General features: G+C 57.2%; 22 protein-coding genes. 9 read left to right on the forward strand and 13 right to left on the reverse strand.

The features are described 5' to 3' along the window. Positions 1–335: 335 nt before the first annotated feature. From KUF55_RS08825 to KUF55_RS19025, 4 genes are all read left to right on the forward strand, one after another. Entirely contained in the window at positions 336–1376 is a 1041-nt protein-coding gene (locus KUF55_RS08825) for a hypothetical protein (protein WP_218818607.1), read from the forward strand. Positions 1377–1411: 35 nt separating this feature from the next. Next, a complete protein-coding gene (locus tag KUF55_RS08830; RefSeq protein WP_218818608.1) occupies positions 1412–2020 on the forward strand; it encodes a GNAT family N-acetyltransferase in 609 nt (202 codons plus the stop codon). Between the two features lie 309 nt (positions 2021–2329). Beyond that, positions 2330–2767 (forward strand): hypothetical protein, encoded by a 438-nt coding sequence (locus KUF55_RS08835; RefSeq protein ID WP_218818609.1) that lies wholly within the window; start codon positions 2330–2332, stop codon positions 2765–2767. Next, positions 2686–2892, forward strand: a complete 207-nt coding sequence (locus tag KUF55_RS19025; protein WP_370630971.1) for a phosphatase PAP2 family protein — start codon at positions 2686–2688, stop codon at positions 2890–2892. The genes KUF55_RS08835 and KUF55_RS19025 overlap by 82 nt, the downstream gene beginning before the upstream one ends. A 408-nt stretch (positions 2893–3300) precedes the next feature. Here the strand turns inward: KUF55_RS19025 and KUF55_RS08845 are convergent, their stop codons facing one another. The 6 genes from KUF55_RS08845 to KUF55_RS08870 all read right to left on the reverse strand — a co-directional run bounded on the left by KUF55_RS08845 (position 3301) and on the right by KUF55_RS08870 (position 8327). After that, the gene (locus tag KUF55_RS08845) at positions 3301–3480 is read right to left on the reverse strand and encodes a hypothetical protein (protein ID WP_255557397.1); all 180 of its coding nucleotides are present in this window, start codon (positions 3478–3480) and stop codon (positions 3301–3303) included. A 494-nt stretch (positions 3481–3974) separates the two neighbouring features. Further along, a complete protein-coding gene (locus KUF55_RS08850; protein WP_218818611.1) occupies positions 3975–4574 on the reverse strand; it encodes a class I SAM-dependent methyltransferase in 600 nt (199 codons plus the stop codon). 444 nt (positions 4575–5018) lie between these two features. Then, entirely contained in the window at positions 5019–5561 is a 543-nt protein-coding gene (locus tag KUF55_RS08855; RefSeq protein WP_218818612.1) for a GNAT family N-acetyltransferase, read from the reverse strand. 532 nt (positions 5562–6093) lie between these two features. Beyond that, the gene (locus KUF55_RS08860; protein ID WP_218818613.1) at positions 6094–6672 is read right to left on the reverse strand and encodes a dihydrofolate reductase family protein; all 579 of its coding nucleotides are present in this window, start codon (positions 6670–6672) and stop codon (positions 6094–6096) included. Between the two features lie 252 nt (positions 6673–6924). Next, positions 6925–7401: a GNAT family N-acetyltransferase gene (locus KUF55_RS08865; RefSeq protein ID WP_218818614.1), complete on the reverse strand. Its 477-nt coding sequence runs from the start codon at positions 7399–7401 to the stop codon at positions 6925–6927. A gap of 233 nt (positions 7402–7634) precedes the next feature. Then, complete coding sequence (locus KUF55_RS08870; RefSeq protein ID WP_218818615.1) at positions 7635–8327, reverse strand: hypothetical protein; 693 nt, start codon at positions 8325–8327, stop codon at positions 7635–7637. 506 nt (positions 8328–8833) lie between these two features. Here KUF55_RS08870 and KUF55_RS08875 point away from each other — a divergent pair. Beyond that, a complete protein-coding gene (locus KUF55_RS08875) occupies positions 8834–9244 on the forward strand; it encodes a GNAT family N-acetyltransferase (RefSeq protein ID WP_255557398.1) in 411 nt (136 codons plus the stop codon). Positions 9245–9327: 83 nt separating this feature from the next. On the opposite strand, the gene KUF55_RS08880 is transcribed toward KUF55_RS08875, so the two are convergent. Then, entirely contained in the window at positions 9328–9897 is a 570-nt protein-coding gene (locus KUF55_RS08880) for a dihydrofolate reductase family protein (protein ID WP_218818616.1), read from the reverse strand. Between the two features lie 407 nt (positions 9898–10304). Here KUF55_RS08880 and KUF55_RS08885 point away from each other — a divergent pair, with 407 nt between their 5' ends. Beyond that, positions 10305–10658 (forward strand): iron chaperone, encoded by a 354-nt coding sequence (locus tag KUF55_RS08885; RefSeq protein WP_218818617.1) that lies wholly within the window; start codon positions 10305–10307, stop codon positions 10656–10658. Positions 10659–10823: 165 nt separating this feature from the next. Here KUF55_RS08885 and KUF55_RS08890 read toward each other — a convergent pair whose 3' ends face one another. Together KUF55_RS08890 and KUF55_RS08895 are read right to left on the reverse strand one after the other, a co-directional pair. After that, complete coding sequence (locus KUF55_RS08890; RefSeq protein WP_218818618.1) at positions 10824–11798, reverse strand: cation diffusion facilitator family transporter; 975 nt, start codon at positions 11796–11798, stop codon at positions 10824–10826. Positions 11799–11971: 173 nt separating this feature from the next. After that, on the reverse strand, positions 11972–12445 hold the full coding sequence (locus KUF55_RS08895; RefSeq protein WP_255557399.1) for a transporter substrate-binding domain-containing protein: 474 nt from the start codon (positions 12443–12445) through the stop codon (positions 11972–11974). A 1715-nt stretch (positions 12446–14160) separates the two neighbouring features. Between KUF55_RS08895 and KUF55_RS08900 the strand changes: the two genes are divergently transcribed. Further along, complete coding sequence (locus KUF55_RS08900; RefSeq protein WP_132363946.1) at positions 14161–14427, forward strand: Rho termination factor N-terminal domain-containing protein; 267 nt, start codon at positions 14161–14163, stop codon at positions 14425–14427. Positions 14428–14453: 26 nt separating this feature from the next. Further along, the gene (locus KUF55_RS08905; RefSeq protein WP_132363948.1) at positions 14454–14714 is read left to right on the forward strand and encodes a hypothetical protein; all 261 of its coding nucleotides are present in this window, start codon (positions 14454–14456) and stop codon (positions 14712–14714) included. Positions 14715–14903: 189 nt separating this feature from the next. On the opposite strand, the gene KUF55_RS08910 is transcribed toward KUF55_RS08905, so the two are convergent. The 4 genes from KUF55_RS08910 to KUF55_RS08925 form a co-directional block, all read right to left on the reverse strand. Then, complete coding sequence (locus tag KUF55_RS08910) at positions 14904–15581, reverse strand: DUF6766 family protein (protein WP_218818619.1); 678 nt, start codon at positions 15579–15581, stop codon at positions 14904–14906. A gap of 653 nt (positions 15582–16234) precedes the next feature. Continuing rightward, complete coding sequence (locus tag KUF55_RS08915; RefSeq protein ID WP_255557401.1) at positions 16235–17305, reverse strand: hypothetical protein; 1071 nt, start codon at positions 17303–17305, stop codon at positions 16235–16237. A gap of 844 nt (positions 17306–18149) precedes the next feature. Continuing rightward, positions 18150–20288, reverse strand: coding sequence for a catalase (locus tag KUF55_RS08920; protein ID WP_218818621.1), 2139 nt, complete (start codon positions 20286–20288; stop codon positions 18150–18152). Between the two features lie 14 nt (positions 20289–20302). Next, entirely contained in the window at positions 20303–21475 is a 1173-nt protein-coding gene (locus KUF55_RS08925) for a zinc-dependent alcohol dehydrogenase (protein WP_132363956.1), read from the reverse strand. A 1545-nt stretch (positions 21476–23020) separates the two neighbouring features. Here KUF55_RS08925 and KUF55_RS08930 point away from each other — a divergent pair. Next, complete coding sequence (locus KUF55_RS08930) at positions 23021–23632, forward strand: cysteine hydrolase family protein (RefSeq protein WP_132363958.1); 612 nt, start codon at positions 23021–23023, stop codon at positions 23630–23632. Positions 23633–23960: the final 328 nt, after the last annotated feature.

The following is a 23960-nucleotide window of genomic DNA, read 5'->3' on the forward strand; positions in this document are numbered from 1 at the left end:
AATTCTATGTAAGTGCAGAGCCCGCAGAACTCTTACACCAGAGAGAAAATCCCCTGTAGAGATGCCTCGGGCTCGGGGTCTAATGCAGACGCCAAGACACCAGAAGTGAGCACCACCATGACCGCAACAAAAAGCACAAACACTACACCAGCAATGAGCATGAGCTTCCGATCATCATTCATCATTTGAGGGTATCGCGGGTGAGGCGTCGCTCTGGAATTCCTGAAGCGTTTCGCCCAGCTTCGCCAGATTCACACTCTGCAAAGGTCGGCTCGCCGAGGGGCAGTCGTCCGGAGCGACCCATCGCGGCAAGGGTCCGCACCTAAGGTGGAATGATGACTGCACGTACGGAACGAGCCCTCAGTATCTCCCGGGTAATCGCTGGGCTGGATGAAGCCGGAATAAGGTCGATCATTGATGCTGCCGAGCAGGTTGGCGTGGGAATTGGCGGAACAACCAGGAAAGCCACCATCGGGGGAGTAACTGTTTTTGTGAAGCAGCTACCGCTGACCAGCAGTGAAGAGGCGGATCCAATATCAACCGCCAATCGAATTCATCTCCCCTTTGTCAGCCACTACGGGATAGGAAGCCCCTCCCACGGTGCCGGAAGGGAACTCGCCGCACATCGGGTGACCTCGACGTGGGTACAACAAGGTGCCACGGATTTCTTCCCCCTTTTGCTGGGATGGCGAGTGATAGACCGGAAGTGCGATACGGACCTTAGCGAATTTGAGGGCGACGTTCCCCAACGCCAATGGGGGAGTCATTGGCCTCAGATTCAGAAAAAGCTTGCTGCCATGAAGAACGCCTCCAAGAGCGTGGTGCTTTTCCTTGAATACGTTCCCGAGACGCTGGGATCATGGGTGCGCAGCAGTCTAGCTGCTGGCACAGGCGGGACCGACTTTATCAACGTCGTCGCCCAGATTATTGAAGCCACGGACTGGATGAAGGCGCAGGGATTTCAACACTTTGATGTGCACCCGGGAAACATCCTCGTGGATGAGGGCAGGCTGCTTTTCACGGACTTCGGACTGGCGCTTTACCGCGGCTTTGAACTCACTGCCGAAGAAGAATTATCCATGCTCTCCCATGAAGACTACGACCGCGATACCGCACTTATGCATCTGTTCCACTGGGTCTTGTTCGAACTCGGCTATACCTCGGCGCCGCAGCGCCTGGCACTGTTGCGAGCCGCAGCCGTTGACCCCATAACGCCTGCTCTGGAGCCGGTGCGCGCGGCGTTGGGCGACGGTGCCGATCTGATGGCTCGACATGCGGGTGTTGTCGTCTATATAACTGAGATGTTCGGTGCCCTTCTGCAGGATGCCTCCGCCACCCAGTACGTGGCCACTCCCGATAGAGACCCTCGGCTGTAGCTAAGGGTCGATGGCGCGGAAGGTAAAGTTGCCATATGACTAGGATCTCTCCAGTGACACTCCGCGGAAAATATGTCACCCTGCAACCCTTGAGCCCGGATCACCACGATGGTCTTGTCGAGGCTGCATCCGATGGTGAATTGTGGAATCTGTGGTACACGTCGGTACCGCGTCCCGAAGCAATGCGCGGCGAAATTCAGCGCCGGCTGGCCATGCAGGAGGACGGTTCCATGGTTCCGTTCACGACTCGTTTGAACGACCCAGTTACTGGTGAACCGGGCAAGATAATTGGCATGACCACGTATTGCGACATCAACGCGGAACTGCCGCGCGTGGAAATCGGCTACACCTGGAACGCAGCGAGTGCGCAGGGAACCGGAACGAATCCGGACAGTAAAAGGCTCCTGCTTGCCCATGCGTTTGAAACGCTCAATTGTGTCGCCGTGGAGTTCAGCACGCATTGGATGAACATGCAGTCCCGGGAGGCCATCGCACGTTTGGGTGCGAAGCAAGACGGAGTTCTTCGCGCAACAAAGCGCATGCCCGATGGCTCGCTCCGCGACACTGTCATCTTCTCGATCATTGCCGCCGAATGGCCACAAGTTCGAAGTGGGCTGGACTTGCGCCTCGCGAGAAAACGCTGAATCTTTGAGTTCAATTTGAAGTAGCAAGGGCCAAGATTGGGTGACCGTCAGTGAACCGCCAATCTGTCATCCGGTGGCGCCAAAGATCACGCTCGTTTGGGAGATAGCGCCAACCCTACTGATCGCCCATGATGACCTCGTTGACCGGTCATCATGGGCGAAGGTGACTTCACGTTCTCTCGACGCAAAATGCCAGTTGGTAACTTCGTCAAGGCGGCGAAAAATTGACTCGGGAGCGCCCGCCGGTCATTCTCACCACGTTGTCCCATGGCGAAGTGGCCCTAGCACCTCATGGGCTAGGCTCGGGTGGTGGAAAAATATGCCAAGGTCATTAGCAACATCACATCACCACCTCACATAGTCATTCTGGTATTGCTCAGCACGCCATTGAGGCATCCAAACGTAGCGTGGCCAGAAACCTTGGTGGCGACGCTGTTTGTCGGCTTGATTCCCTGGACAGCCCTCATCTGGATGCGGGTCAGAGGCCGTGTTACCGACCTGCATGTGACTCAACGTCACCAACGTTGGCCAATTTTGCTCATCACCCTTATTTCAATCCTCGGTGGAATCGGTGTGCTGCTGGCTATTTCCGCACCAATCCAAATCATGGCTGAAGTGCTGTTCATGCTCGTGGGCCTGGTCATCGTCGGTGTGGTCAATCTCGTGTGGAAGCTGTCGGTTCACGCGGCACTGATCACCTTGCAGCTCTTCATTGTCTCGCCTTTTTGCCTGGTGGCGTTCAACTGACCGTTGCCCTCATCGCGCTCGTTGGATGGGCCAGAATTCGGATAGGGCACCATACTCCGACCCAAGTCGCCGCTGGGACTCTGGTAGGCGTTCTAGTGAGCCTAGGCGATCTTCTGCCCATGTAACCACTCGACAAGCCAGGTGGAACAAGCAGCACAATTCGTTATTGAAAAGACTCGGCAGAAACCACCTGCCCCCAACTTTCTCAAGCTGTACGAATCGCCGTCAACAGAGTTGGACGCAGGAGCAGGAGCGGATTGCCCGCAATGCCGAAATCATGGCGCCGTATAGGTAAATAGTGCCGGTCAGGCGGGCAATGTGGCCTTTTCCTTCCGCCCGAGAGCTTTCAAACTGTCGGCTCCGTCGTTAAGGGAACACTTCGTGGTCCCTCAGCTTGCTGTGCATGATGAACTTCTGGGGAAATGATTATCAGCCAGCCGACAAGTTCCATATTCGCTACGTGATTGCTTGCCTGCGTGAAATGGGACATTTTCCGTGGTGACTACGCCACGTCTTCCACACTTAACGCACTTCTAATTAGAGCCTGCCCCATACTTCCTTAAGGACTTGAGAAGTCGGTGAAATTCAGCTCTGCCCTCCTCTGAAGCTCGTACTACCGTTACCGAGTACCTCCCCGTACGCTCTTTTCGAACCTGGACCAGATTATTCTCGTCTAAGAAACCGACTGCCCGTGAGACATCAGGAAGTGACAATCCGGTGAACTCCTGGATGGAGGGGTAGTCCGACTCTTCGACGCGGTACCCACCCGAGCCGCACTTTCTGATTGGCTACGCATTCGATGAAATAGGCATCCCTCATGCTCTGGTCGTCGTGAAGGTCCAGCGGGCGAATCTGCATAACACCCAGACTACGTGGGCATCTTTGGACGGATCTTGCCGCGGCCCGATCTGCCACCTTGAATTGCCAGAAACTGTCCCAGCCCGCACAGTATTTGATAGTGCATAAGGACGCCCGCATCGAGAAGAGAAGCTGTAAGAAGTTCGAAGTCAGCTCTCTGATATCCGATCCCACCGAATCGAGATTGGGGAATCTACTCGATGGCCGCAGGTGCCATTACTTATGGTGCGCAAGCTCAGTCTGTCGTGGGCACACTCGTGGTTTGATAACCCAGTTGCTTGTCAGCGATATGGCCAGTGGAAGATGCTCAAAAACTCGCGCTACCGCTGCCTTGCTACAAGCGAAGCGATTACCGGAGGATTGCGCAAATTGCCGCGTGGGGCCGGCTGCCCGGATCTTGGCGTGTTTCCACGTCGGTCACGTCGAACCCGGCATCATTGAGCAGGCTACTCATGTGGTCGACGGCGACGTAGTAGGCAGTTGTGATGGCATGATCGAACCGCTCTCCGGGAACGCCGTCGAAAAACCCGACCAGCAGGTGCCCTTGCGGCGAAAGTACACGCGCGATCTCGGCGAGAACCTGCGGTAGTTCGCCGGGGTTCAGATGAATAAGTGAATACCAGGCGAGCACTCCATCGAGGCTTTCATCGGCTTGGTGAAGGGCACGGAGTGAATTAACTTGAAACGAGACGTCGGGGAATCGACGACGGGCACTTTCGACAAACTCGGGCACAAGGTCAATGCCGGAGATATTTGCACCGCGCTGGTGAAGAAAGTCCGTCCAATGACCCGGTCCGCATCCGACATCTATGATTCGACCGCTGATCTGCTGAGCCCACAGCTCGACTCGGTTCCGATCCAGCACATGCATGTCATCGATGGAGCCGAGGATGGCCGTGTACTCGGAGGCTCTCGCCGCGTAGGCCTGTCGAACGCGAGCGTCAGTCATGAAAGTAAGTCTAGGCCTCGGGGGGCTTAGCTCTTTGGGCGACGTCCTTCATCGGGCGTCCTGGGGAGAACTTCAGCGTTACGGTCGTCTATGCATCCCGAATCCCGGCTGCCTGAATTGCCACAATTGCTGATATTGCCACTTTGAATGTTAATCGCAGAGATAACGAACTAGATTCTCGCAACGTCTTGTATCTGACGACAGAGCCCAGCATGTAATTTCAGACTCAACGCTTCGGCATCTGGTCAGGAGCGGTTTCCTGTAGCCGACTGCTATTCCATGCCTCGGAGTCTAGGCGGTGCTTCCCGACCAGCCCGGGGCACTCGAATCGATCGCGAGCTCGCACGGCGCCCCTTGGCCCGCTACTTCAGAAAACGTCTTGATAGAAGATTCCGTTTAGGCGTAAGTAATTCATACTTTTGGAAGTTGCGATGGGACAGACGTTTAGATCTTGAGGTCGTCCCACTCGAAACGGGTTACCGTTCCGGATTCCCAGTCTTGGCGGAGGATCGAGTATGCGATGGAAGCGATGTGCCCGCCGTCGTTGGTTGGCCATCCCAATCGATTATGCGCTTCCTTGAGGAATCCTGCGCGAAGGAAGGTCTTGCGCATCGCGATGTTGTCTTCTCGCGTTTGTCCTTCGAAGCGGAGCGTATGTGGCATGGCCTGAAAAACCATGTCACAGAGGGCGCGTAACACTTGAACTCCCAGCCCTTTGCCTCGCTGGCTCTCGTCAAGACGCAGGTCAAAGAGCGGGGAGTCACCTTCTTGCAAATCTTCCAGCGCGGCCATGCCGATACGATGTTCGTCCGCATGGACCCAATAGCTTTGCCTGTCCTCGTTCCAAAAATGTCCGTCATCAACCTTCGTCCGTATGTTTGCCGCCTGTGGAGCAGCCCGAACGTGGAATGGGAAATGATTTGAGGACAGGAAGTCGATGAGATCTTCGGTGTCGGCCGGTGTCATGGGAACGAAAGTGATGGACATGCTCCGACCCTACCTGCGTCAATGCCGACTGTCCCGCACCAAATCTTAGCGAGCGGAACATGCCGTAAGCACTATTAGAATTCTCGTCTATCCATTGTCGGCAATTGCGCAATCCAGCGGTTGGGATAGGCGGGGGAAGAAACAGCGGAAGGCGATCAATTCACGTCGTGTCGGCGAATGTGAACTATCCATGGAATACCAATCAGGACGTACCGCGTTATCTGTTTCGCCGTCGTTGAACTCGATGTCAAGATCGGAAATTTCGAATTTTGGCCACTTCGTTCTGGCCGCACGAGGTCGTGGGCGAGTGAAGCAAGCGGGCGCGATCGTTCAGTTCAGGCTCCTGGTTTTCAAGGTTCGCCGACTGTCATTTGGCCACTACTATCCGTCGCAAAGTCATGCGATAAATAACCACAGCCGGCAAAACAAGTTCGCGTCGGACATCTCGGGTGTCGACGAGCAGCAGGCGGTAAGTCCTGACGGAACTGAATAATCTGGCCGGCGTTCTGCTTGAGCGCCGACAGACATTCCGTTAGGCACGGTCGTAAGTGAGAACTCGCATTCCTGACTCGAGAAGATTTTCATGGACAGGTTGGAACATGTGAGCCTGAAAAGGGCCACTGAAGAGCGGGATACCAGATCCGATGATGGAACGGTGTTGTTTGAGTACGAGCCTGTCGATTTCTGGCAGCAGAGAGTGGGCGAGCGTTCCGCCTCCCACTAGCCACACGTCCTGGCCTGCCTCCGCCTTCAGCCGGCGTACTCGGGCTAGCGCGTCGCCGCGAACGATCTCGACGGCCGCGTTCTGACTTTCTAGAGTCGTTGAGAACACAAGATGGCGAAGATGAGGATATGCATCGCTCAGACCAGCTTCAAGGCCTATCTCGTAGGATGCCCGCCCCTCTAGAACGGTGTCGAATACCTTGCCGGGGCCATCAAGACCCCTGGCTTCCCGCGCAGGTCCGGGCAGAGTCTCGGGGTAGTGATCGATGATGAATTGGATGACATCGGGCGTGAGAGGGAAGTAATCCTCTGCGCTTGGATCACCACCGTCTGGACCAGCGATATAGCCGTCAAGGGTGGTGGCCACGTAGTACACGAGCTTCCGCATGGATCGCGCCTTCCTGAAGTGCCGAGAAAACACTAAGCATGCCAACAGCGCGGATCGCTGGTCAAGCAACAAATAGTACGGACGGCATCTCCGGCTCAACCGGCAATCGTTGCGACACCGCGGAGTGCCGACGGCTGGATACTGAATCGAGGATTGGGGTTTGCCGGGGATCCGCTCATGCTTCTTCTATGAGGGGCAACTTATGCGGGACTGCAATACGTCACCGTGAAGACTCTCAGCTGGAGCCCGTCACTACGCCTGAGTGTAGTAATCGAGTCCTTCACGCGTGGCTTCCAGCTGGAAGCCACCTCGGGTAAGTACCTTGGCGGAAGCGGCGTTGGCCGGATCCACGCGCGCGATAAGTTTTCGAGTTCCATAGATCTCGGGAACTGTCGTGAGGGCTTTATCGAGAATGACTCCGGCGATCCCTCGGCCCCAATGATCCGGGGATACCCAGTATCCGATCTCGATCCCGTCGTCCTTACGCGTGGAGACCACGATGCCAACAGGTGTATTTTCCTCGGTGGCCAGAAACCAGCGAGAAGCTCCGACGGTCTTTATCGGGTCCTGCTGAAGGGCTGTCCGAATGCGGCCGTGGATGAACTCTTGGCTCCACGGTTGGCCGTCGCCAACGTAACGTGTCACCCGCTCGTCGGAGGCCAAGCGGGTAAAGAATTCCGTATCTGTCTGGTGAAATGGGCGCAGGACGATCTGGGGACGACGCAGCATTGGGGGCCTTTCAAGTCGGTGGCACTTTGGACAACGTATCAAACCAATTCTTCGGTGTTGAATCTGTAAGCCAGCACGGATTCAATGCGTCGCAGCGGTCCTCTACTCGGCGAACTCTCTGCCGGGCGGATTTTCAAATCTTCATTGGTAGCAGGAGGCCCCTGAGAATTGCCAGGGAGCAACCTGCATCGACGATCCTCGCTGACACGATTCAATGCCAAGTGCTCACATGCTCACACCTCGATGACACCCAGCAGCACGATGAGTGGGTTACGCGCCCGGACATGATCGGCTATTTGCGATGCAAGCAGGCTGAAGGATTCAGCGCTCATTGGAAGCCTGAGATCAAAGTTCGCCTTGCGACCGTCTGTCAGCTCGATCCCCATCCATCGGGTGCCGTCACGCATGCCGAGTCCCAAGCCTGCCGTTCGGTCAAGTCTTTTCTTCGTCGCCATTCTGAGTCGGTGATTGACGTCGAGATTGGCGAGCCCTCTGGAACGCTTTACCCGTGGCTCTGAGCTTTCGAGCCGGACCACTTTGATGTTGCTCCAGGGGATAGGTACGTCGCTGTCAACTGGTCCGCGACCGCCGACGAACGCGAAGCCGGAGATCCCCTCGGCCTCGATGGATATCAGCGGAGCGGTTTGTCGTGACCATCGGATGATGCGGGTCAGGATCTCGGCGCAGCTCACGAGCGATACGAGCGACACGAGAATGAAAAAGATCCCGAAAGCGACGCCGATGAAAGTGCCTACAGCTTGCACCTGTCTAAAGCTGGCCACGATCACGAAGACACCCAGCGCGGCGAGTCCGATCATGATTGCCGTGGCTGCGCCAAAGCCGATGAGTTGCCGAGTCGCTCGCCCGGGGTCATACCGAATACTCAGGGATGCTGGCGTCGCGCGTGGCTGGTTGCTGGCAGACATCGGCTCCCCTCCGTGAAGTTTGTTGAAGTGCATGCTGTCCGCAGCGGCCTCGAATGCGACAGGGCACAGCCCTAGTGTAGGCATCCCCGCGATGCTCGTGAGCTGGTGGTCACGAGCGCGGTCGATGAGGGAATCGATGAAGGACTACGGGAGGGAGCCCCCAAGAGCATCTCTTGCTCGTGCTCAGCCACGTGACGGCACACTCGGCCGAGCTCCTACAAATGATCTTCGGGGCTGGGTATTAAGTCATGAGAACTGGATCATCAAGTAGCGAAGCCATGCTGGCAATGTCTGCTGTTGTCACCCGCCTGAATCGAAGCCGAGCCGTTTCTTGAGGAATTGCGCTCAAGGTATGCTGACGCTCCGTAATCCGAAAGCCTCTACGGGACGGGTGCCGAAGCAAATACCGGATACCGCAGTGCCTCATCTAACGTGCCCGAGAAAATGGTCCTAAGTGTGCAGCCGCGAATTCTTCGTGCAACACTGGGCCAATGTCACCATTTACCATGTCTACTTCACCAGCCATACCCGATGGCGACATCTTGTCGCTGTACAACTCGGTTGGCTGGACGGCCTATACGGACAGCCCAGATGTGCTCTTTCACGCGATCAAGAATTCTTCGTTTGTCGTATCTGCGTGGAACGAGGATGGCAAGCTTGTTGGTCTCGCTCGGGCGATTTCTGACGATGCAACCATCTGTTATCTCCAGGACATTCTGGTTCACCCGGACCGTCACCGAATTGGCGTAGGGCGCGCGCTCTTTGAGCAGGTATTAGCGCGATATGAACATGTGCGCCAGACGGTACTCATCACTGACGATCAGCCCTGGCAACGAGCCTTCTACGAATCCATGGGGCTAACCGAGGGTGCTGATTTCAGCGGCGGACCGGTGCGCGTCTTCGCTAAATTTCGGTAGTAGGGGCTCGCTGCCGGCGCCGTTCGAAGCTCGTGGCTGCGGCAACAGCATGGGTGTGAGCCAACGTGTCGGGACAACTCGTATTAAACCGTGACTCGTGCCGGCCGGTATCGCAAGGCGATCGCCCCCGAGCGGAACTCATGACGATGCACGAGTTCGAGCTGGACGCGTTCGTGCAGACCGACGAGCAACGTCGGCCCATGTCCGGCAAGGACCGGGTGAATGACAAACTCGTACTCGTCGATCAGCCGCAGATCTGCCAAAGCACGGGGGAGGGTCACGCCCCCAACCCACAGACCCTCACCTGACTCACGCTTGAGTTGTTGAACCGTTTGCCCCACGTTGTCTTGAACCAGCTCAGCATTCCAATCGACCCCGCTAAGCGTGTTTGACACGACGTATTTTTTCGCCCGGTCAATGGCCTCGGCAAACGGGAGCTGCCACCCAGTCACCCATCCGGGCCACGTGCCGGTGGCCGGCTTCCGCCAGGTCGACTCCATCATTTCGTAGGTCACGCGGCCAAACAGTAAAGCATCGGCTCGCTCCAGCTGAGCGGTCCAGTAGTTCATCGATTCTTCATCCGGAGCGAGCCCTGCCTCGTGATGGCAACATCCGTCTAGCGTGACGTTGATCGAGTATCGGAGTGGTCTCATCGCCTAGCCCTCCCTTGATGCGCGCAGTGCGCCTTCGCCGAACCGACCGTCGGCCAGACCGCCGCTTCGTTTGCACTCCTCGTGGTCTGAGGGTAGGTAACTTCGCCGTCTAAAGGAAGTCCCATTACCCGAATCTGTCGCGGATATGCCAGCGGGAGATGATGCGCTATGACTCATCTATATTTATAATGTAGGTGACCTGTCGCGAGTGTAGGGTGCCGCTCCGATAGCGGTATTCGACCCAGATCACTGTCTGGCAACCATGCCATTTGGCTTCTGCCCACGCAAAACGGCTCTTGTTAATTGGCCATCGATCCTTAGCCGCGCGCGGCCTCGACCGAATCGGCAGTCACGCGACAAGGACCCGCGGCTGTAGAGACGAGACGTCACTGTGGAAGAATGGTGTGATGACGATCTCCGATCACGACTCGTACATCGCGGCTGCTTCGGAACAGTTCCGCCCACTGCTGGCAACGTTGCGCGCACAGCTGGCGCGTACCTTGCCGGAGGCGGAGGAGGTCTTCAAATACAACATGCCGGGGTTCCAGATCGAAGGAACGATCGTCGCCAGTTACGCCGCATTCACTAGGCAATGCGGCCTCTACCTTTCCCCAGGCGCCATCTCAACCCATGCCGAAGGCATTGCCGCCGCCGGACTAAAGGCCACCAAGACCGGCATTACGTTTTCCCTGAACAACCCCCTCCCAGAGGATCTCGTCCACCGGCTCGCGCTCACTTCACGGAAGGACGTCGGGCTTTAACGGAGGGAGGCTTTGTCGCCAAAATTGTGTAGCGCGACATCGGCCTTCTACGGCCGGGCGGGCAGCGGAGCCCGATGGATCATGCGCGACGTATCGTTGGGACGTTTCTTCTCCTTGTATCAACACACGTAGACCGGGGGTTTCCGTGTATGGCGCTGGTGCGTCTCAATGGTCCTCTACGGACGTGCCTGAGACAACGTTGTCCGGCAGGCTGGCAATCGGGATGACCACCACGTCCTGGAGTTTCCAATCAAGCTCAATGACCGTCCTGGTTAAGTCTCCCAATGCCGTTGCTGCAACGAGGCCTTCGTGGGGGACGACGAAGGCTTCAACGTGGAAGACGTGGCCTTGGTCTCGCATCCGTATTCCCGCGGATTTCACCCACGGCGCGGCCATGATTACTTCGAGGACTTGCCCAATCAGGGGATGGGGTTTGCGTTGATCGTAGGTCGTCGCGCGTTCATCCATCAGATCCATCACTGCGAATTTCGTGTTACGCGCTCCGTCTCGGAGAATTCCTGCGGAGATAAAAAGTGCGGCTGCCCCGTCCATCCACCACCACCCGATGCCAATACCCAGTACGCCCACGATGGAGCCGGCGTTCGTGCTCCAGTCAGCCTTGCTCATGTCGGCATCGGCAAAGAGCAACTTGTTGTGCAGCTTACGAGCCACCTTTGTCTTTGCCCGTGCCAAAAAGACCGGGGGAATGGCTATCAAGGCCATGACACCCACCATCAACCAGCCCAGCCACACGGTGTGCCCCAGCACTTGCATCGTGCCGATGGAAGCGTGTTCTCCCTTGACCAGGCCGGAAGCCGCTTCATAGGCCAGCATCGACCCGACCACCACTAGAGCGACGGACCCGACCAAGTGTCCAATGTTCATGGAGCGGTGGTATCCATAGGGATGTTTTTGTGTAGAAGCCTTGCCGATGAATACGGCAGCCACGAGAAAGGCAATCTGCGGCAGTGTCGAAAGCATGTCCTCGACCCAGGCGGTCTTCATGGCCTGCGAGTTGCCGAGCACGAAAGCCACCAGCGTCACTGTGCCGGCGGTGTAGCCAAGACTCATCCATTCGAGCCGTTTGGCCCGCCTGAAAGCGTCCCGTTGTTCCTGGGGTAATTCCACGCGATCCTGCATAGCGATCGATCCTCCTTGCCGATAGCTTTGGAGCACCTCACGCTGAAAGGCCTTTTCAACGGACGATGCTCCGCACAATAAACGCTTGAAACCCACCGGAACCCAGCGTGGCATTCTGCTGGATTGAGGCCACCATCAAGCGTCGAGCCGATAGTTGCGAAAGATCATGCTGCCTACGATCGCCCATCAAGGAATTTTTCCAGTTCACTGAGGAAGGCGTTTTCTCCCATGCGAACCAGCAAGACATGCTTCAGCGTGACACCCTCCGGGTCCGTGCTTTCACTGTAGGGACGCGTCGTCGCCGCCTTTTCAGTCCAAGGTGTTTCATCGGTCAGGCCGCCTGCAATGATATCCAGCTCGCCTCGTTCCATGGCTGCCACCAGAGATTCTTCGCCCCCATGGACCCAGCGGATTTGGCTGTTGACCGATGCGGCAAAACTCCTGACTAAGTCGATTTCCGAGCCCTGAAGGACGCCCTCCCGGCTGATTGTCACCCAAGGTTCATTGGTGGATACCCCGATTCGCAGGTGCCCGTCACGGACACGCTCCAAGGTGTGAAGCGGATCAGTGGGGATGGATATTCCGCAGCCGCACAGGGATAGAACCACCGCCAGCATCAAAGGAAGTAGCTTCAAATAGCGTCCCATGCCAATGATCCTAACCCGTCATCTGAGATGTTCAAGGGTTTTATCGACGGATCGAGCCGCGCACTCACCGTGCTTCGGGGCTACTCCGGTAGCATCACGAAATCCATTAGAGTCACCCTCAGTTTAACGCCCTACAGATTTGGACCTAAGAGTTTTTGCCCTTTAAAAAGGTTTTGCGGGTGAGGTCATGAATGTGAAGAGATTCGGGAGGCGGGGACCAATTTTGTTTGGGTACGTATCACGACAATTGTCGTGAGGTGGCCGGTGCTGCCGGTGGGATTAGGGAGATACCCGACAACTTCCAGAAGGAAAGGCACTTTGGCTGGCGCTCAAGCTTTTCGCTTTCGCCACCGGTACGATGCTGCATGACCTCACAGCGAGAAAGTGGGACCCTTGACCTAAATTTTCCACCGACCAGCTCCGTTCCCGAATTGCGCAAGCACTCTGGACGCCAAGACGTCGGAGGCAGGATCAGGACGTCAAACGCGGGGATTCCGGTCCCAGGCTATTTCGAGCCCCCTGTTCTGGTATCGAAAATCAACCGACCTTTTTGCTGGGTGGGACTCAGGGTTCTCGACTGCTGGGAGAGCTCATGCAGTGCGCACCGGATACCGCAGCCCTCACTGCGCCATGAACGGAGCTTAACAGATCTAATTTCTCCGTGTTGTGTTCGTTGATATTTCCCATCTCCGAAATGCAGGAACCACTAAACTCTGGGTTGGTAGTTCCGGGACTGTCGGCTACGACGGGATGGACTTTTGGACCAGTAACTGAAGACACAAGATCGGTGGTTCGGAAACGCATGAATCCATAACCCGGGAGTGTTGCCCTGCCAAAGAATTGGAACTAGTCCTCTTGATTCCGCGCCAAGCAATGCTGTGCAAGTCGACGGGCTCTGCAATTCGCTGTAATGAGTTCGTTCCCAAAGGACATAGATTTTTCATCTCGGTCCATCCAAACATCCAAAATGGGAATACCACGGTATTCCTGCGCCGGGTTCGGATCTGGTCATGAAGATAAGCATCGCAGAGCTCAAACATCAGCCGTTGCCGGCGATTGCCATTCCGTGAACGCTCGTGCCCGAAATATTCGATACAAGGACTCCAAACCAAAGCTCTTGGTGGAAAGCATGGGCCGATACGGCCTATCAGTTCAGGGAACATGCAGCTGGAAACCCAACTATTCGGACGTGGAGGCGACTGATTCGATGGCCTTGCTAAACGGCATTGATACCAACATCCTGGGCATATTTGACTATGGATTCTAGGGAAGGTGCCCAACCACGGCGAATCTGGCGAGGTGTACATGTCGAGTCCACATGAAACAAACCCAGAAGATGGATCCTCGGCCGAAACAGCCGACAGATACCGAATTGCCCCGGCGCCAAACACCAAGAAAGGTCTCCGTTTCTACGGACCTTCTTGATACCCCCGTCGATTTACCTTCCCAACGGTTCCTTTTCCACCGGCAAGCACCCTGCCATCCGCATCCGGTCGGAGCGGAGTGCGCCTGCCGCGCCTGCCAGTAGAAAAGGTTGTACTTTTGCGGTTTACTGGTCCCATCCAATTACCATCTCAAACGGGATCATGCTCACGTCTCGCGGGTAGCTGCTGGTTTATCGGATGGGATCACTTGGATAGAGGGCTGCGTTCTTTGGGGAGATCACCCGATGGGCATCCCGGATCGAGGGCAATATCGGAAATTGGAGGTCACATATGCCTGGGAAGGATAATCCGCAGATCAAAGACGAAGAACTCTACGAGAAATTGCGTGAGGAAGGAAACTCAAAGCAGAAATCCGCGCGTATCGCCAACGCGGCGGCCCGGGACGGTCGCAAGAAAGTGGCGCAACGAGGGGGTGAATCTGGAGATTACGAGGACTGGACCGTGCCCCAACTCAGGGCTAGGGCCCGGGAAATTGGATTGAGCGGATATTCAAAAAAGCGCAAGAGCCAGTTAATCCATGCACTTCGACATTCGTAGTGCAGCGCCGAACATGGGAGGCCACGATGCCAACGAACACGCACGAATTCGAATCTGAACACGACGATGAAATCATGGATGCGCCCGTCGATGGAAGAGACGGTCAACCCGTAGCCGAAGGGTCATCGGATGACCCTCGCACGCTGGAAGCCCTAGACCCCTTACGGGATGCAGAGCTGTTGGCTGCAGATGCCTCGGATAGCGGATCCACCTCTTTTGCGGGAAACTCTGAAGAGGACGACGACAATTCCACTGCTGGGGCTGCACGCTCCGATGATCCCGGGTAGGACTGCGATCATAGATTCCCGCCAACCAACGGAAGCCATAACGTGTCGTTCCCTGAACAATGGCACGGTCAGCGTTTTTACGGCCTACCGGTAATCCGTAAACGCTGCTCCGTGACTTTGCCCTAACCGGCAACTCGGGGGCTTTATGTATAGAGTGCAACGCCGAACATCGACGAAGTCCGCTGAGGCCTACTGGCCTTCGGTGGCGGTTTCTTCATGTGGGGTTCCGACGGGTTTAGATTCGGCAGAGCCGCGCTGCCGCAAATAGATCGACAGGGCGACCATGCTGCCCACAGCCAGGAACTCGGACTGCCAATTCTGCAGGGTGCGGTCCCAAAAGTCGGCAGAAGTGATGTACTGGGCATAAGCGAGCGCCGGTTGGTCATGTTCCAGTTGACCCGCGTTGTATACCACGGTCCCGGCGACTGATTGCAACCACCACGAGGCTAGAAAGACCCCGCCCATGACCAACAGCAGGGAATTGGAGTATAGGGTCAGGCGCCATCCGCGGGCCTTGGCCCAGGCCGGCGAGTTGTCCTTGGCATATGGGCCGACCAGTTGATTCTCGTCACTATTAACCCCGGCATCCTCGGGTTTCTTCGATTCAGGTGAACCACGTTGGACCAGCCATATGGTGGCCAAGATGAACAGGAAGAACTGGAGGTATTCGGATTGCCAGTTCTCGGCCACATCGACCACGAAGTCGCTGGACGTGACGAAATCCCAGTACCCGATGGGATTCGAGCCGTGGGCCACCTGCTCCTCGTTGTAGACGCCCAGCCCCGCAAATGACTGGCCAACCAGCGCCAGCACAAAAAGCAGCGCAAAACCGATGCTCAGCCCCTGATCACGAATCCTTCTTTTCACAATCGGTCACCTCCCGGAGAAGCTGATAACGGTCATATAGATCAAACCCGCAACTATCATGCCAAGCCACAATACAAACTGAGTCTTCATATGGTGAGCCTAAGACTATTTCCCGGGGCGCGTAAAGCCCTCGCTTGTTCATCAACCGGGTCCCCAAGACCCAAGTCAGATTCGGAACCTGAGACCCACGGGAAGGCCCGGGATTTTCCCAACGTGATTCGCTTCCCCGGTGGCCATCGAAGTGGGCACGTCGATGGGAACGACGGTGGAAAGCGTGGGGTCCGCCGCAGCCAGGATCACCGGAAGCTGTTCCGCGCCTGAGGCCACCTCGTTGCGGCTTGTGGGACGAGCACCGAGTGGTTTCGCCGCATTTTGCGACTACTGGACACCGCGAGGCCGCCGCAGATGGTGCCGTCGGATCCGAGTGCTTTGCGGCGGGGAATGGGTCTTGCGCCGGAGAAACGCTGCTCGCCTCGCGAAGAGGTCACCGGCCCCCACGAAGCAACAATTTTCCGCCCGCCCAGCGCCCACCAGCGACTTGAAATCCGCAGTATGACAAGGGCCGACCGGATGGAGGTGCGGCACGGTGTGGACGTTTCCTTGGGTCCGGGACGGGATATTCGGGAACCGCCTGCCCCGGCTATCCGTGGACCTCAGCCCTCGCGCTCCTTACCCGGCGCCAAGGTAATCTGTCGCCGTTCAAATTCGCGCCGGCTGAAGGTCGCCCTGCGCACCGATTCCTCGTCGTCCAAGCTCGAGCCGACGGCACCGGCCACGGTTCCCAGTGATGCTGCCAGCCAGGATAGGTTCACATATTCGGCGAGGCCTACCTCGTGGTCAAGCTGCATCGCCAAATACTGATTATCGATAATGATCAGGGAGCCGGCGAGGATTACCAGAAACAGGGCAAGATACATCAACAGGACTGCTGCGAATATGGTTACCAGCGTTGCCAAGTTGTAGATCACCCGTTTCTCTCTTTGAGGCCCTCCCGTCGGAAGTTCCCAAAGTCCGTTGTGAAGAACCAGCCAAGAGCCCATGATTAAAACGGACATGATGGAGATGAGAGCCAACCGCAAGGGCGGCAGGAAATCCGCCATGCTCCAGATGCTGGTGTAAAAGACACCGAAGGCCCCGGTCGCGACTGCCGCAGCCATGGCCGTGGAAAGGCTCGGTACTAAACGCCACGGCCGATTGCTGCGGACCATGCCCAGCAGGAGCAGTGCCCGCCCCCGCCATCCCTTGGCCGTTTCAAAGGCGTCGTCATTGACATCGGCAGCCTCGATCCGCCGTTCCACCTGAAGCGGATCCGTTCTAGGTGATACCCGGCCACCGCTGAGCAGATACGGATCCCGCACTCCGTGGAGGACGGCAAGTACCTGCAGTACCGCCCGAATCAGCCGTCTTTTCCGGAGGAACCCCAGAGACGGCAAAACTACCACGGCGGACCCGGAGGCTGCATTTACACTGGAAATGAGTGGTTCACCGTGCTCATACTTGGGCAGATCGGTCAGATAGACCACGTAGTCCCAGCCGTAGGAATCCTTGAGTTGACTCGCGTGAATTGTGAGCTCGACCTCCCCCTGCCTGTCGACGGGAAGCGAAAAATCTTCCGTTTCAACCACCCAGTTGGTGTCGTTGTCCAACTCCTGCCCCAGAAAATTCTCAAGTGCCACCTTAAGTCTCCGGGCGAGAGCCATGGGCAAACCGGGATCAGCGATCATACCGACCACGGTTTCCTTCCTCAACGCAGGGGACATGTGGTGCCCTCAGAACGCTGCGCGGTTCGGTTTGACGTAGGAAGGCCACATCGCGTGGGACAGCACGCCAGCATGCACCCGTCTGTGGTGGCACGTCCATCAGCCCCGGCGCTTCGAACGACTTCTGCTGGCTGTCGTTGAGTGGTGCACAAAAGAACCATGTGTTAATCATTTCCCTTCGGTACCGTACATAGCGGGCCAGCTGTTCGGCCTTGCGCGGACAAGTCGCTGGCATCGTGGGTTTGTTTCCGGTCATGTCGTTGGGGTCCTTTACGTTCCTCTTGTCCCCATAAACCCCTGCCAAGCTCAGGGATCACCACGATGGGACCGCAAGAAGCCCACGAACGCCATCCTCGCAGTGTTGGCGACCTCCCGCCATGTGCGCGCAGAACCAATCTTCCATCTTGCAAAAGGACAGACACGGACTGCGCCGAGGCCAGCATGTCGAACCAGAAGACGTAGCGAGGTGCCGAGAACGGGACTCAAGCTGTGCCGGGCATGGCGGAAGCCCGTGGCAAGGCCGAGGTCCGGGCGACCGGTGACACACCGAAGACGTGAAAGAAGCCGCCAATGCACCGGCTTGCCGGTCTATCGCCCAGCGTGGACACGAAAATAGGCTTGGGAGAGTTTGCGCGCTATCGGACAAAAGCGCCAACCCGTTGCACGATTCCCTTTGTCGTCGTTGTGCGTAGATGTCTAACCACCGCCTTCGCGCTTGTAAGGGGGCGGCGCCTGTTTGCTGGGCCTTTCCGAGACCCGGCAAACAGGCACCGTATCGAGGAGCTGTCGTATGGTCCGTCTGTCATTCTTATGGTTGGGAGCCGAACCGTTCCCACACTCGGTGGGTGGACAGGAAGGAGGCCGTCGTGGCCACGGCATCTTCGATCGGTTCGCTCACCAGGCCGGCGCTTACCTGCGGGAGCCCTGCGGCCTCGAAGGGGGCCTGACCATTGCCGACCCACACCATGGCCTTGGATTGCCGATAGCATTCCTGGAGCAAGAGCGCGAATCGCGGATCCAGTCGGTCCGATCCTCGGACGGCAGGAGTTCCGGCCTTGGCGTCTAGGTCGACCTGCGCATCGGCCCCCTGTTGCAAGTTCTCGGCAATGATCAGTGCATCGAATTCGACGGATCGTGCCGTGAGCAACGTTCGGTCAACAGGCGAACCGTCCTTAAGAGTCCCTCCGACTGGCGACAGCAGCAAGGGCTTCATTCCCGCACGGTTGACCCCGGCGACCAGGTTCTCAACCGTGGATGCGGCGGTGGCATGGGAGACCACGATCCCCAGCACACGCCCGTCCACGGGCCAACTGGCACCGATTTGTGACACCGCAGGAGACACCACAGGGTCGTTGATCTCAAGACTAGCTTGGGGCGCTGGTAGGCCAAGGGCGTGGGCGACTCCTGCACAAAGCTCAGCATCAATGTTGGCCAAGGCCTTGAGTTGCCGCGAGCGTATTTCATCACTCGCGCATTTGCCCAGTTCGAAGGAGTATGCCTGACGCACGTGAGCCTGTTCGGTTGGATTCAAACTCATGTAGAACATGCGAGCCTGGCTGAAGTGGTCCTCAAAGCTCACCGGATTCCCCCGCTGCTTCAGGGAGTCGGCGACGTGTTCGGGAACATCGATGAACGGCCGGGCCAGGGTTTGTGCCTCGCTAGCCATGAAGGGGCATCCACCATCCAATGAGTTCGGGTGGTACGGTGCAACTCCTTCATGGATGTAAGTCTGGTGCATCCCGTCGCGCAGCATGTCATTGACCGGTGCGTGGGGTTGGTTGACAGGGATCTGGGAAAAATTCGGCCCGCCCAGGCGCGTCAGTTGAGTATCGATGTAGGAGAAGAGACGGCCCTGCAATAGGGGATCGTTGGTAACGTCTATACCCGGAACCAAGTGGCCGGGGTGGAAGGCAACTTGTTCGGTCTCGGCGAAATAATTGGTGGGGTTCCTATTTAGGACCATCTTTCCGAGCATTTGGACCGGGGCGAGTTCTTCAGGCACGAACTTGGTGGGGTCCAGCAGGTCGATACCCTCAAACATTTGTTCCTCGTTGTCGGGAAAAACCTGCACACCCAGTTCCCACTCCGGAAATGTTCCGGCACTGATGGCGTCTGCTAGGTCACGCCTGTGAAAGTCGGGATCCACCCCGTTGGTGAGCATGGCTTCTTCCCAGACCAGGGAATGCACTCCGAGCTTTGGTTTCCAGTGGAACTTCACCAGTGACGTTGAGCCGTCTTCGGCGATCATCCGGAAGCTATGGACCCCGAAACCTTCCATCATCCTGTAGGAACGCGGGATGCCCCGGTCGCTCATGAACCACATGGTGTGAGCTTGGGCTTGGGTGTGCAGAGAAACGAAATCCCAAAAGGTGTCGTGAGCCGATTGGGCCTGGGGTATTTCCAAGTCGGGGTGGGGCTTTACGGCATGGACGACGTCGGGGAACTTGATTCCGTCTTGGATGAAGAAGACCGGAATATTGTTTCCCACGAGGTCAAAGATCCCTTGGTCGGTGTAGAACTTCGTAGCAAATCCACGGGTGTCGCGGACCGTGTCGGCTGAGCCGCGTGACCCGGCAACAGTGGAGAACCTGACAAAGACTGGGGTTTCTGCCCCTTCTTTCAGGAAGTTGGCACTCGAAATCTTCGCCCCCGTTCCATAGCTGGTGAAGTGCCCGTGGGCACCGGCCCCACGCGCGTGGACCACCCGTTCTGGAATGCGTTCGTGGTCGAAGTGGGTGATTTTTTCTCGCAGGTGGTGGTCTTGCAACAGCACCGGGCCGCGGGGGCCCGCCTTCAGCGAATGATCGGTGTCCCGAAGTTGTGTCCCCTGGCTGCTGGTGAGGGACTCGCCCTGCGGGTGGTGCGCAACGACATTCGGGTTCTTTTCTCCGGCGGCAGAGGCTTCGGACGGTGTATTTGTCATTTTCTTCTCACTTCCATTGGGCATTGGGCATTGGGGTGTTAAGGATTAAGCACAACCTTGATGCATCCGTCTTCTTTTTTCTGGAACTTTGCATAGAGCTCTGGGCCCTGGGACAGCGGCGCGGTGTGGGTCACCAGGTCATCAAGCCCAAGTGGGTCTGTGGGATCCTCGGTTAGAGGCAGCAGCGTCTCGGTCCACCGGCGAACGTTGCACTGTCCCTGCCTGAGCTGGATCTGCTTGTCGAACATCTCCAGCATCGGCATGGGCGTTGCCGCCCCTGAATACACGCCGCTGAGTGAAATCGTGCCGCCGCGGCGCACGCTTGCGATGGCGGCATGTAGGACCGCGGTGCGGTCCATGGAGAGGTTCTCCAAGGCTTTTTGGGCGACTGCGTCGGGGAGTATCCCGGTGGCTTGTTGCATGAGCTTGGCACCTGGTGAGCCGTGGGCTTCCATTCCCACGGCATCAAGCACGGCATCCGGGCCCCGCATGGTTTCCTCCTGCAAACGGGCTGCGGTGTCCTTGTCGAAGTCCAGAGCTTCGATTCCATGTCTGCCTGCCATGGCGCGTCGCTCTGCCACCGGGTCCACCCCGATGACCCGGTACCCGCGATGGACTCCGATGCGGGCGGCCAGCTGGCCCACCGGCCCGAGGCCGAACACGGCAAGGGTTCCTCCTTCGGGGACCGCTGCGTATTCAATGCCCTGCCAGGCCGTGGGCAGGATATCCGATAGAAAAAGGTATCTGTGGTCTGCCAGCTCATGGCCAACCACAACCGCCCCGTAGTCGGCATGTGGCACCCTAAGGTACTCCGCTTGGCCACCCGGCACGCTGCCATAGAGTTCAGAGTAGCCAAAGAGGGCCGCGCCTTTTTGCTGAGAACGGACCTGAGTGGTCTCGCATTGGGATTGGAGCCCCCGCTCGCACATCCAGCAGTGGCCGCACGCGATGTTGAAGGGGATGACTACCCGGTCGCCTACCTTGACCCTGACGACCGCAGGTCCTGTCTCCTCCACGATCCCCATGGGTTCATGACCCAGAATGTCTCCCGGGTGCATGTACGGGCCCATGAGTTCGTACAGGTGTAGATCTGATCCGCAGATGGCGCTGGAAGTCACTTTAATGATGATGTCGCCGGGTTCCTCGATCCGGGGATCGGGGACCTGAGAGTATTCGATCTTTCGCTTGCCCTGCCAAGTCAAGGCCTTCATGGTGTCTCCTTTTCGGCTCGGTCGGTGGTCTGGAGTTCTTATCAAGGTGTTGGTTCGCGTCCTTAGGCGAGGCTTTCGAGTGCCGCCAGGTTCTTCCGTTTAATGCTGGATCATCGCCCGCGGAGGGGGAGTAGGTGCGGGCCACCTCTCAGTCGATCTTTCCCAGCCGACAGCATCCCGGTCTTCCTATTCCGAGGGTGTAATTGCACTAAGAAAGCGTCGCTGCCGAGCCGGGAATCTGGTCTAAAGTGCCTGCAGTCGAGGCCGTCGCGTCGTTTGTCGAGGGTCAAAAGCGGGGCGAAGTAGTCCAAGGTGTGCGAGCAACTGGGTCCACGAGTGGCTGGCTACTAGGGTCCAGAATGATCAGTGCGTTGAATTGGTCTGCCGGGGGTGGTCGCTTTACGACCGCCGCAGGCTTGCCTCGGCGCGGAATGCGGTTCTGACTGGGATATCTCGGGGCACGAGCCGGGATCGACGGCGGATCTGACTGGATCGGCGTCGACCTTAGAGCGCGGATTCCTCGGGCGTGCGCGTGAATAGTAGCCGTAGAGGCATTGCACATCTTTTGGTTTAAGAACGCCGGCGGGATCGATCACGGGTGCGCGCTTCACGCAGTCCCGGGGAAATCTCACGTAAAGGTTCCCATTGGATACTTCCGCCTCGCGGAGCGGCACGAGACGTTCGGTGCTTCCGAGTAATCCCATACGCACTGTGGCGAATTGCGGGACATCGGTTCGATCATTGCGTGTGGTGCGGCTAAGGGTTCCGATTCTCTTGCCGTCAGAACCAAAGACCTTAGCCCGGGCCTCTAGAAGGGATTTGAGCTCTTCAGGAACCAGCATGACCTTGCCCTTTCAATAAACTCCTGAGCGCACCGAACCACGACGGGGAATCGGGGAATCGGCGCGAAGCCTACTCGTCAATGAGAGCACGCGGTTCCGGACCATTCAAGAGTCTGTTGGACCGGATTTCTAAATTTCTTAGCTACGACTGACGGGAGTATTGCGAGATGTCTAATGTCGTTTCCGCATTTTTTGGGGGCCTCCAATGCTCGAGACGGGTTCACCAGTCCGCGTTGCCGGAATTTGAAGTTCCTTGATTTCTAGGTACGCGCAAAGAGATCATTTCAGCACCTCCCCGAACTAACGAACACCGGGTACCGACGGTGCGTTGACGCCACCCAAGCGGTGAACGGCCTCTAAATACCTAGCCGCATAGCGTCCCATTTCCCGGGCGGCAACTTTTCCAGCGGAGGCACTCTTGGATTCGTGACGTCACTTTCTGCAAAACATCTCTTGGGGTACCCATGTGCACGCCATTCATGCCCGCGCGTGACTCCGGTCCCCGGGATGCGTTTCGAAAAAGTGCGCTTGCCCTGCGCCCCTTAGGGAAATCCACAGTCACCGTGATCCGGGAGCAAATTGCTACCCCAGAGTGACCCTAGCAAAGATTCATGTCCTGCCATTGCGGGGCGCTGGCGCGCCGGTTAGGGTGAAGAGTTCAAGCACTTGCCAAATTTTTCGTATCTGATTGGGCACGGTGGCCATGGCTACAATTTCTAGCGATTTCAAACGCACAGCATTGGTTCTAGTCGATATGCAGAACGCATTTTTTGAGGACCCAGAGCTGAAAATTCAACAGAAACGTCTGGTCGGCCACTGTAACGATCTGGTGGCCGCGGCTCGTGGGGGTTCCATGCCGGTGTTCAATGTCCGCACGATCCATAAGAGAGACAAATCGACGTGGACGTTGAGCATGCTCGATGACGACCAAGGGTTTCTGTTCGAAGGCACAATGCAGACTTACAACGTCTCCGGGCTTGATACCACAGATTCGATTGAAATTATCAAGCACAGAGACAGTTCGTTTTGGGGCACAGACCTTTTGAATCAACTGCATAGGCGCCATGTCGATTCAGTGGTTATTTCCGGTGTCTCCTCCCATACGTGCGTCGCGGCAACAGCCAGTGATGCCTATGCCGCTGACATCCGAGCGGCCTTAGCCATAGACGCTATCGCTTCCGCGGATCCTGACTTTGCGAACACCACGCTCGCGCTGCTCAAGAACGAATATCGGCAGAAACTCGAAACAACCGCAGCCCTACTGGAACAGATCCCTGCGTGGCGGCTTCAAGCGCACAGGCTAATTTCCGGTTGACACGGTTCATCTGACGAGATCGGAGCGAATGAAGACTGTAGTCGGCAGATCGGACCACGAAAATGGTCCGGGTGGATCCGCGGCCGAGCCCGTCGCTCAGTGCCTTCGGAAAGATCTTTATGTTGCGGCAGCTCTAGGAGAAGATTCCGGACCAAACCCATCAGCCGCCGGATGGATCATTTTTCCCGGATTGTCCGACGAGGTCTGTGCGAGTACGGAGGCCTGCTCAAAACTGGGAAATGCCGAGAGGTGCCGATGCAGGGACCAACCTCGAATCGGCGCGGACAGACAAATGTGAACAGGTGCACGAAAAGCAGGCAAGGCGCCC

It is taken from the genome of Paeniglutamicibacter sp. Y32M11, from assembly GCF_019285735.1.
In the GTDB taxonomy this organism is placed as follows: domain Bacteria; phylum Actinomycetota; class Actinomycetes; order Actinomycetales; family Micrococcaceae; genus Paeniglutamicibacter.

Excerpts from the sequence above, each read along its gene's own strand:
- KUF55_RS08880 (WP_218818616.1), bottom strand. The coding sequence starts at position 9,897 with ATGAGACCACTCCGATACTCGATCAACGTCACGCTAGACGGATGTTGC.
- KUF55_RS08900 (WP_132363946.1), top strand. The coding sequence starts at position 14,161 with ATGCCTGGGAAGGATAATCCGCAGATCAAAGACGAAGAACTCTACGAG.
- KUF55_RS08915 (WP_255557401.1), bottom strand. The coding sequence starts at position 17,305 with ATGATCGCTGATCCCGGTTTGCCCATGGCTCTCGCCCGGAGACTTAAG.
- KUF55_RS08895 (WP_255557399.1), bottom strand. The coding sequence starts at position 12,445 with ATGGGACGCTATTTGAAGCTACTTCCTTTGATGCTGGCGGTGGTTCTA.
- KUF55_RS08920 (WP_218818621.1), bottom strand. The coding sequence starts at position 20,288 with ATGCCCAATGGAAGTGAGAAGAAAATGACAAATACACCGTCCGAAGCC.
- KUF55_RS08855 (WP_218818612.1), bottom strand. The coding sequence starts at position 5,561 with ATGTCCATCACTTTCGTTCCCATGACACCGGCCGACACCGAAGATCTC.
- KUF55_RS08875 (WP_255557398.1), top strand. The coding sequence starts at position 8,834 with ATGTCTACTTCACCAGCCATACCCGATGGCGACATCTTGTCGCTGTAC.
- KUF55_RS08885 (WP_218818617.1), top strand. The coding sequence starts at position 10,305 with ATGACGATCTCCGATCACGACTCGTACATCGCGGCTGCTTCGGAACAG.
- KUF55_RS08865 (WP_218818614.1), bottom strand. The coding sequence starts at position 7,401 with ATGCTGCGTCGTCCCCAGATCGTCCTGCGCCCATTTCACCAGACAGAT.
- KUF55_RS08890 (WP_218818618.1), bottom strand. The coding sequence starts at position 11,798 with ATGCAGGATCGCGTGGAATTACCCCAGGAACAACGGGACGCTTTCAGG.
- KUF55_RS08930 (WP_132363958.1), top strand. The coding sequence starts at position 23,021 with ATGGCTACAATTTCTAGCGATTTCAAACGCACAGCATTGGTTCTAGTC.
- KUF55_RS08860 (WP_218818613.1), bottom strand. The coding sequence starts at position 6,672 with ATGCGGAAGCTCGTGTACTACGTGGCCACCACCCTTGACGGCTATATC.
- KUF55_RS08905 (WP_132363948.1), top strand. The coding sequence starts at position 14,454 with ATGCCAACGAACACGCACGAATTCGAATCTGAACACGACGATGAAATC.
- KUF55_RS08850 (WP_218818611.1), bottom strand. The coding sequence starts at position 4,574 with ATGACTGACGCTCGCGTTCGACAGGCCTACGCGGCGAGAGCCTCCGAG.
- KUF55_RS08870 (WP_218818615.1), bottom strand. The coding sequence starts at position 8,327 with ATGTCTGCCAGCAACCAGCCACGCGCGACGCCAGCATCCCTGAGTATT.
- KUF55_RS08825 (WP_218818607.1), top strand. The coding sequence starts at position 336 with ATGACTGCACGTACGGAACGAGCCCTCAGTATCTCCCGGGTAATCGCT.
- KUF55_RS08925 (WP_132363956.1), bottom strand. The coding sequence starts at position 21,475 with ATGAAGGCCTTGACTTGGCAGGGCAAGCGAAAGATCGAATACTCTCAG.
- KUF55_RS08830 (WP_218818608.1), top strand. The coding sequence starts at position 1,412 with ATGACTAGGATCTCTCCAGTGACACTCCGCGGAAAATATGTCACCCTG.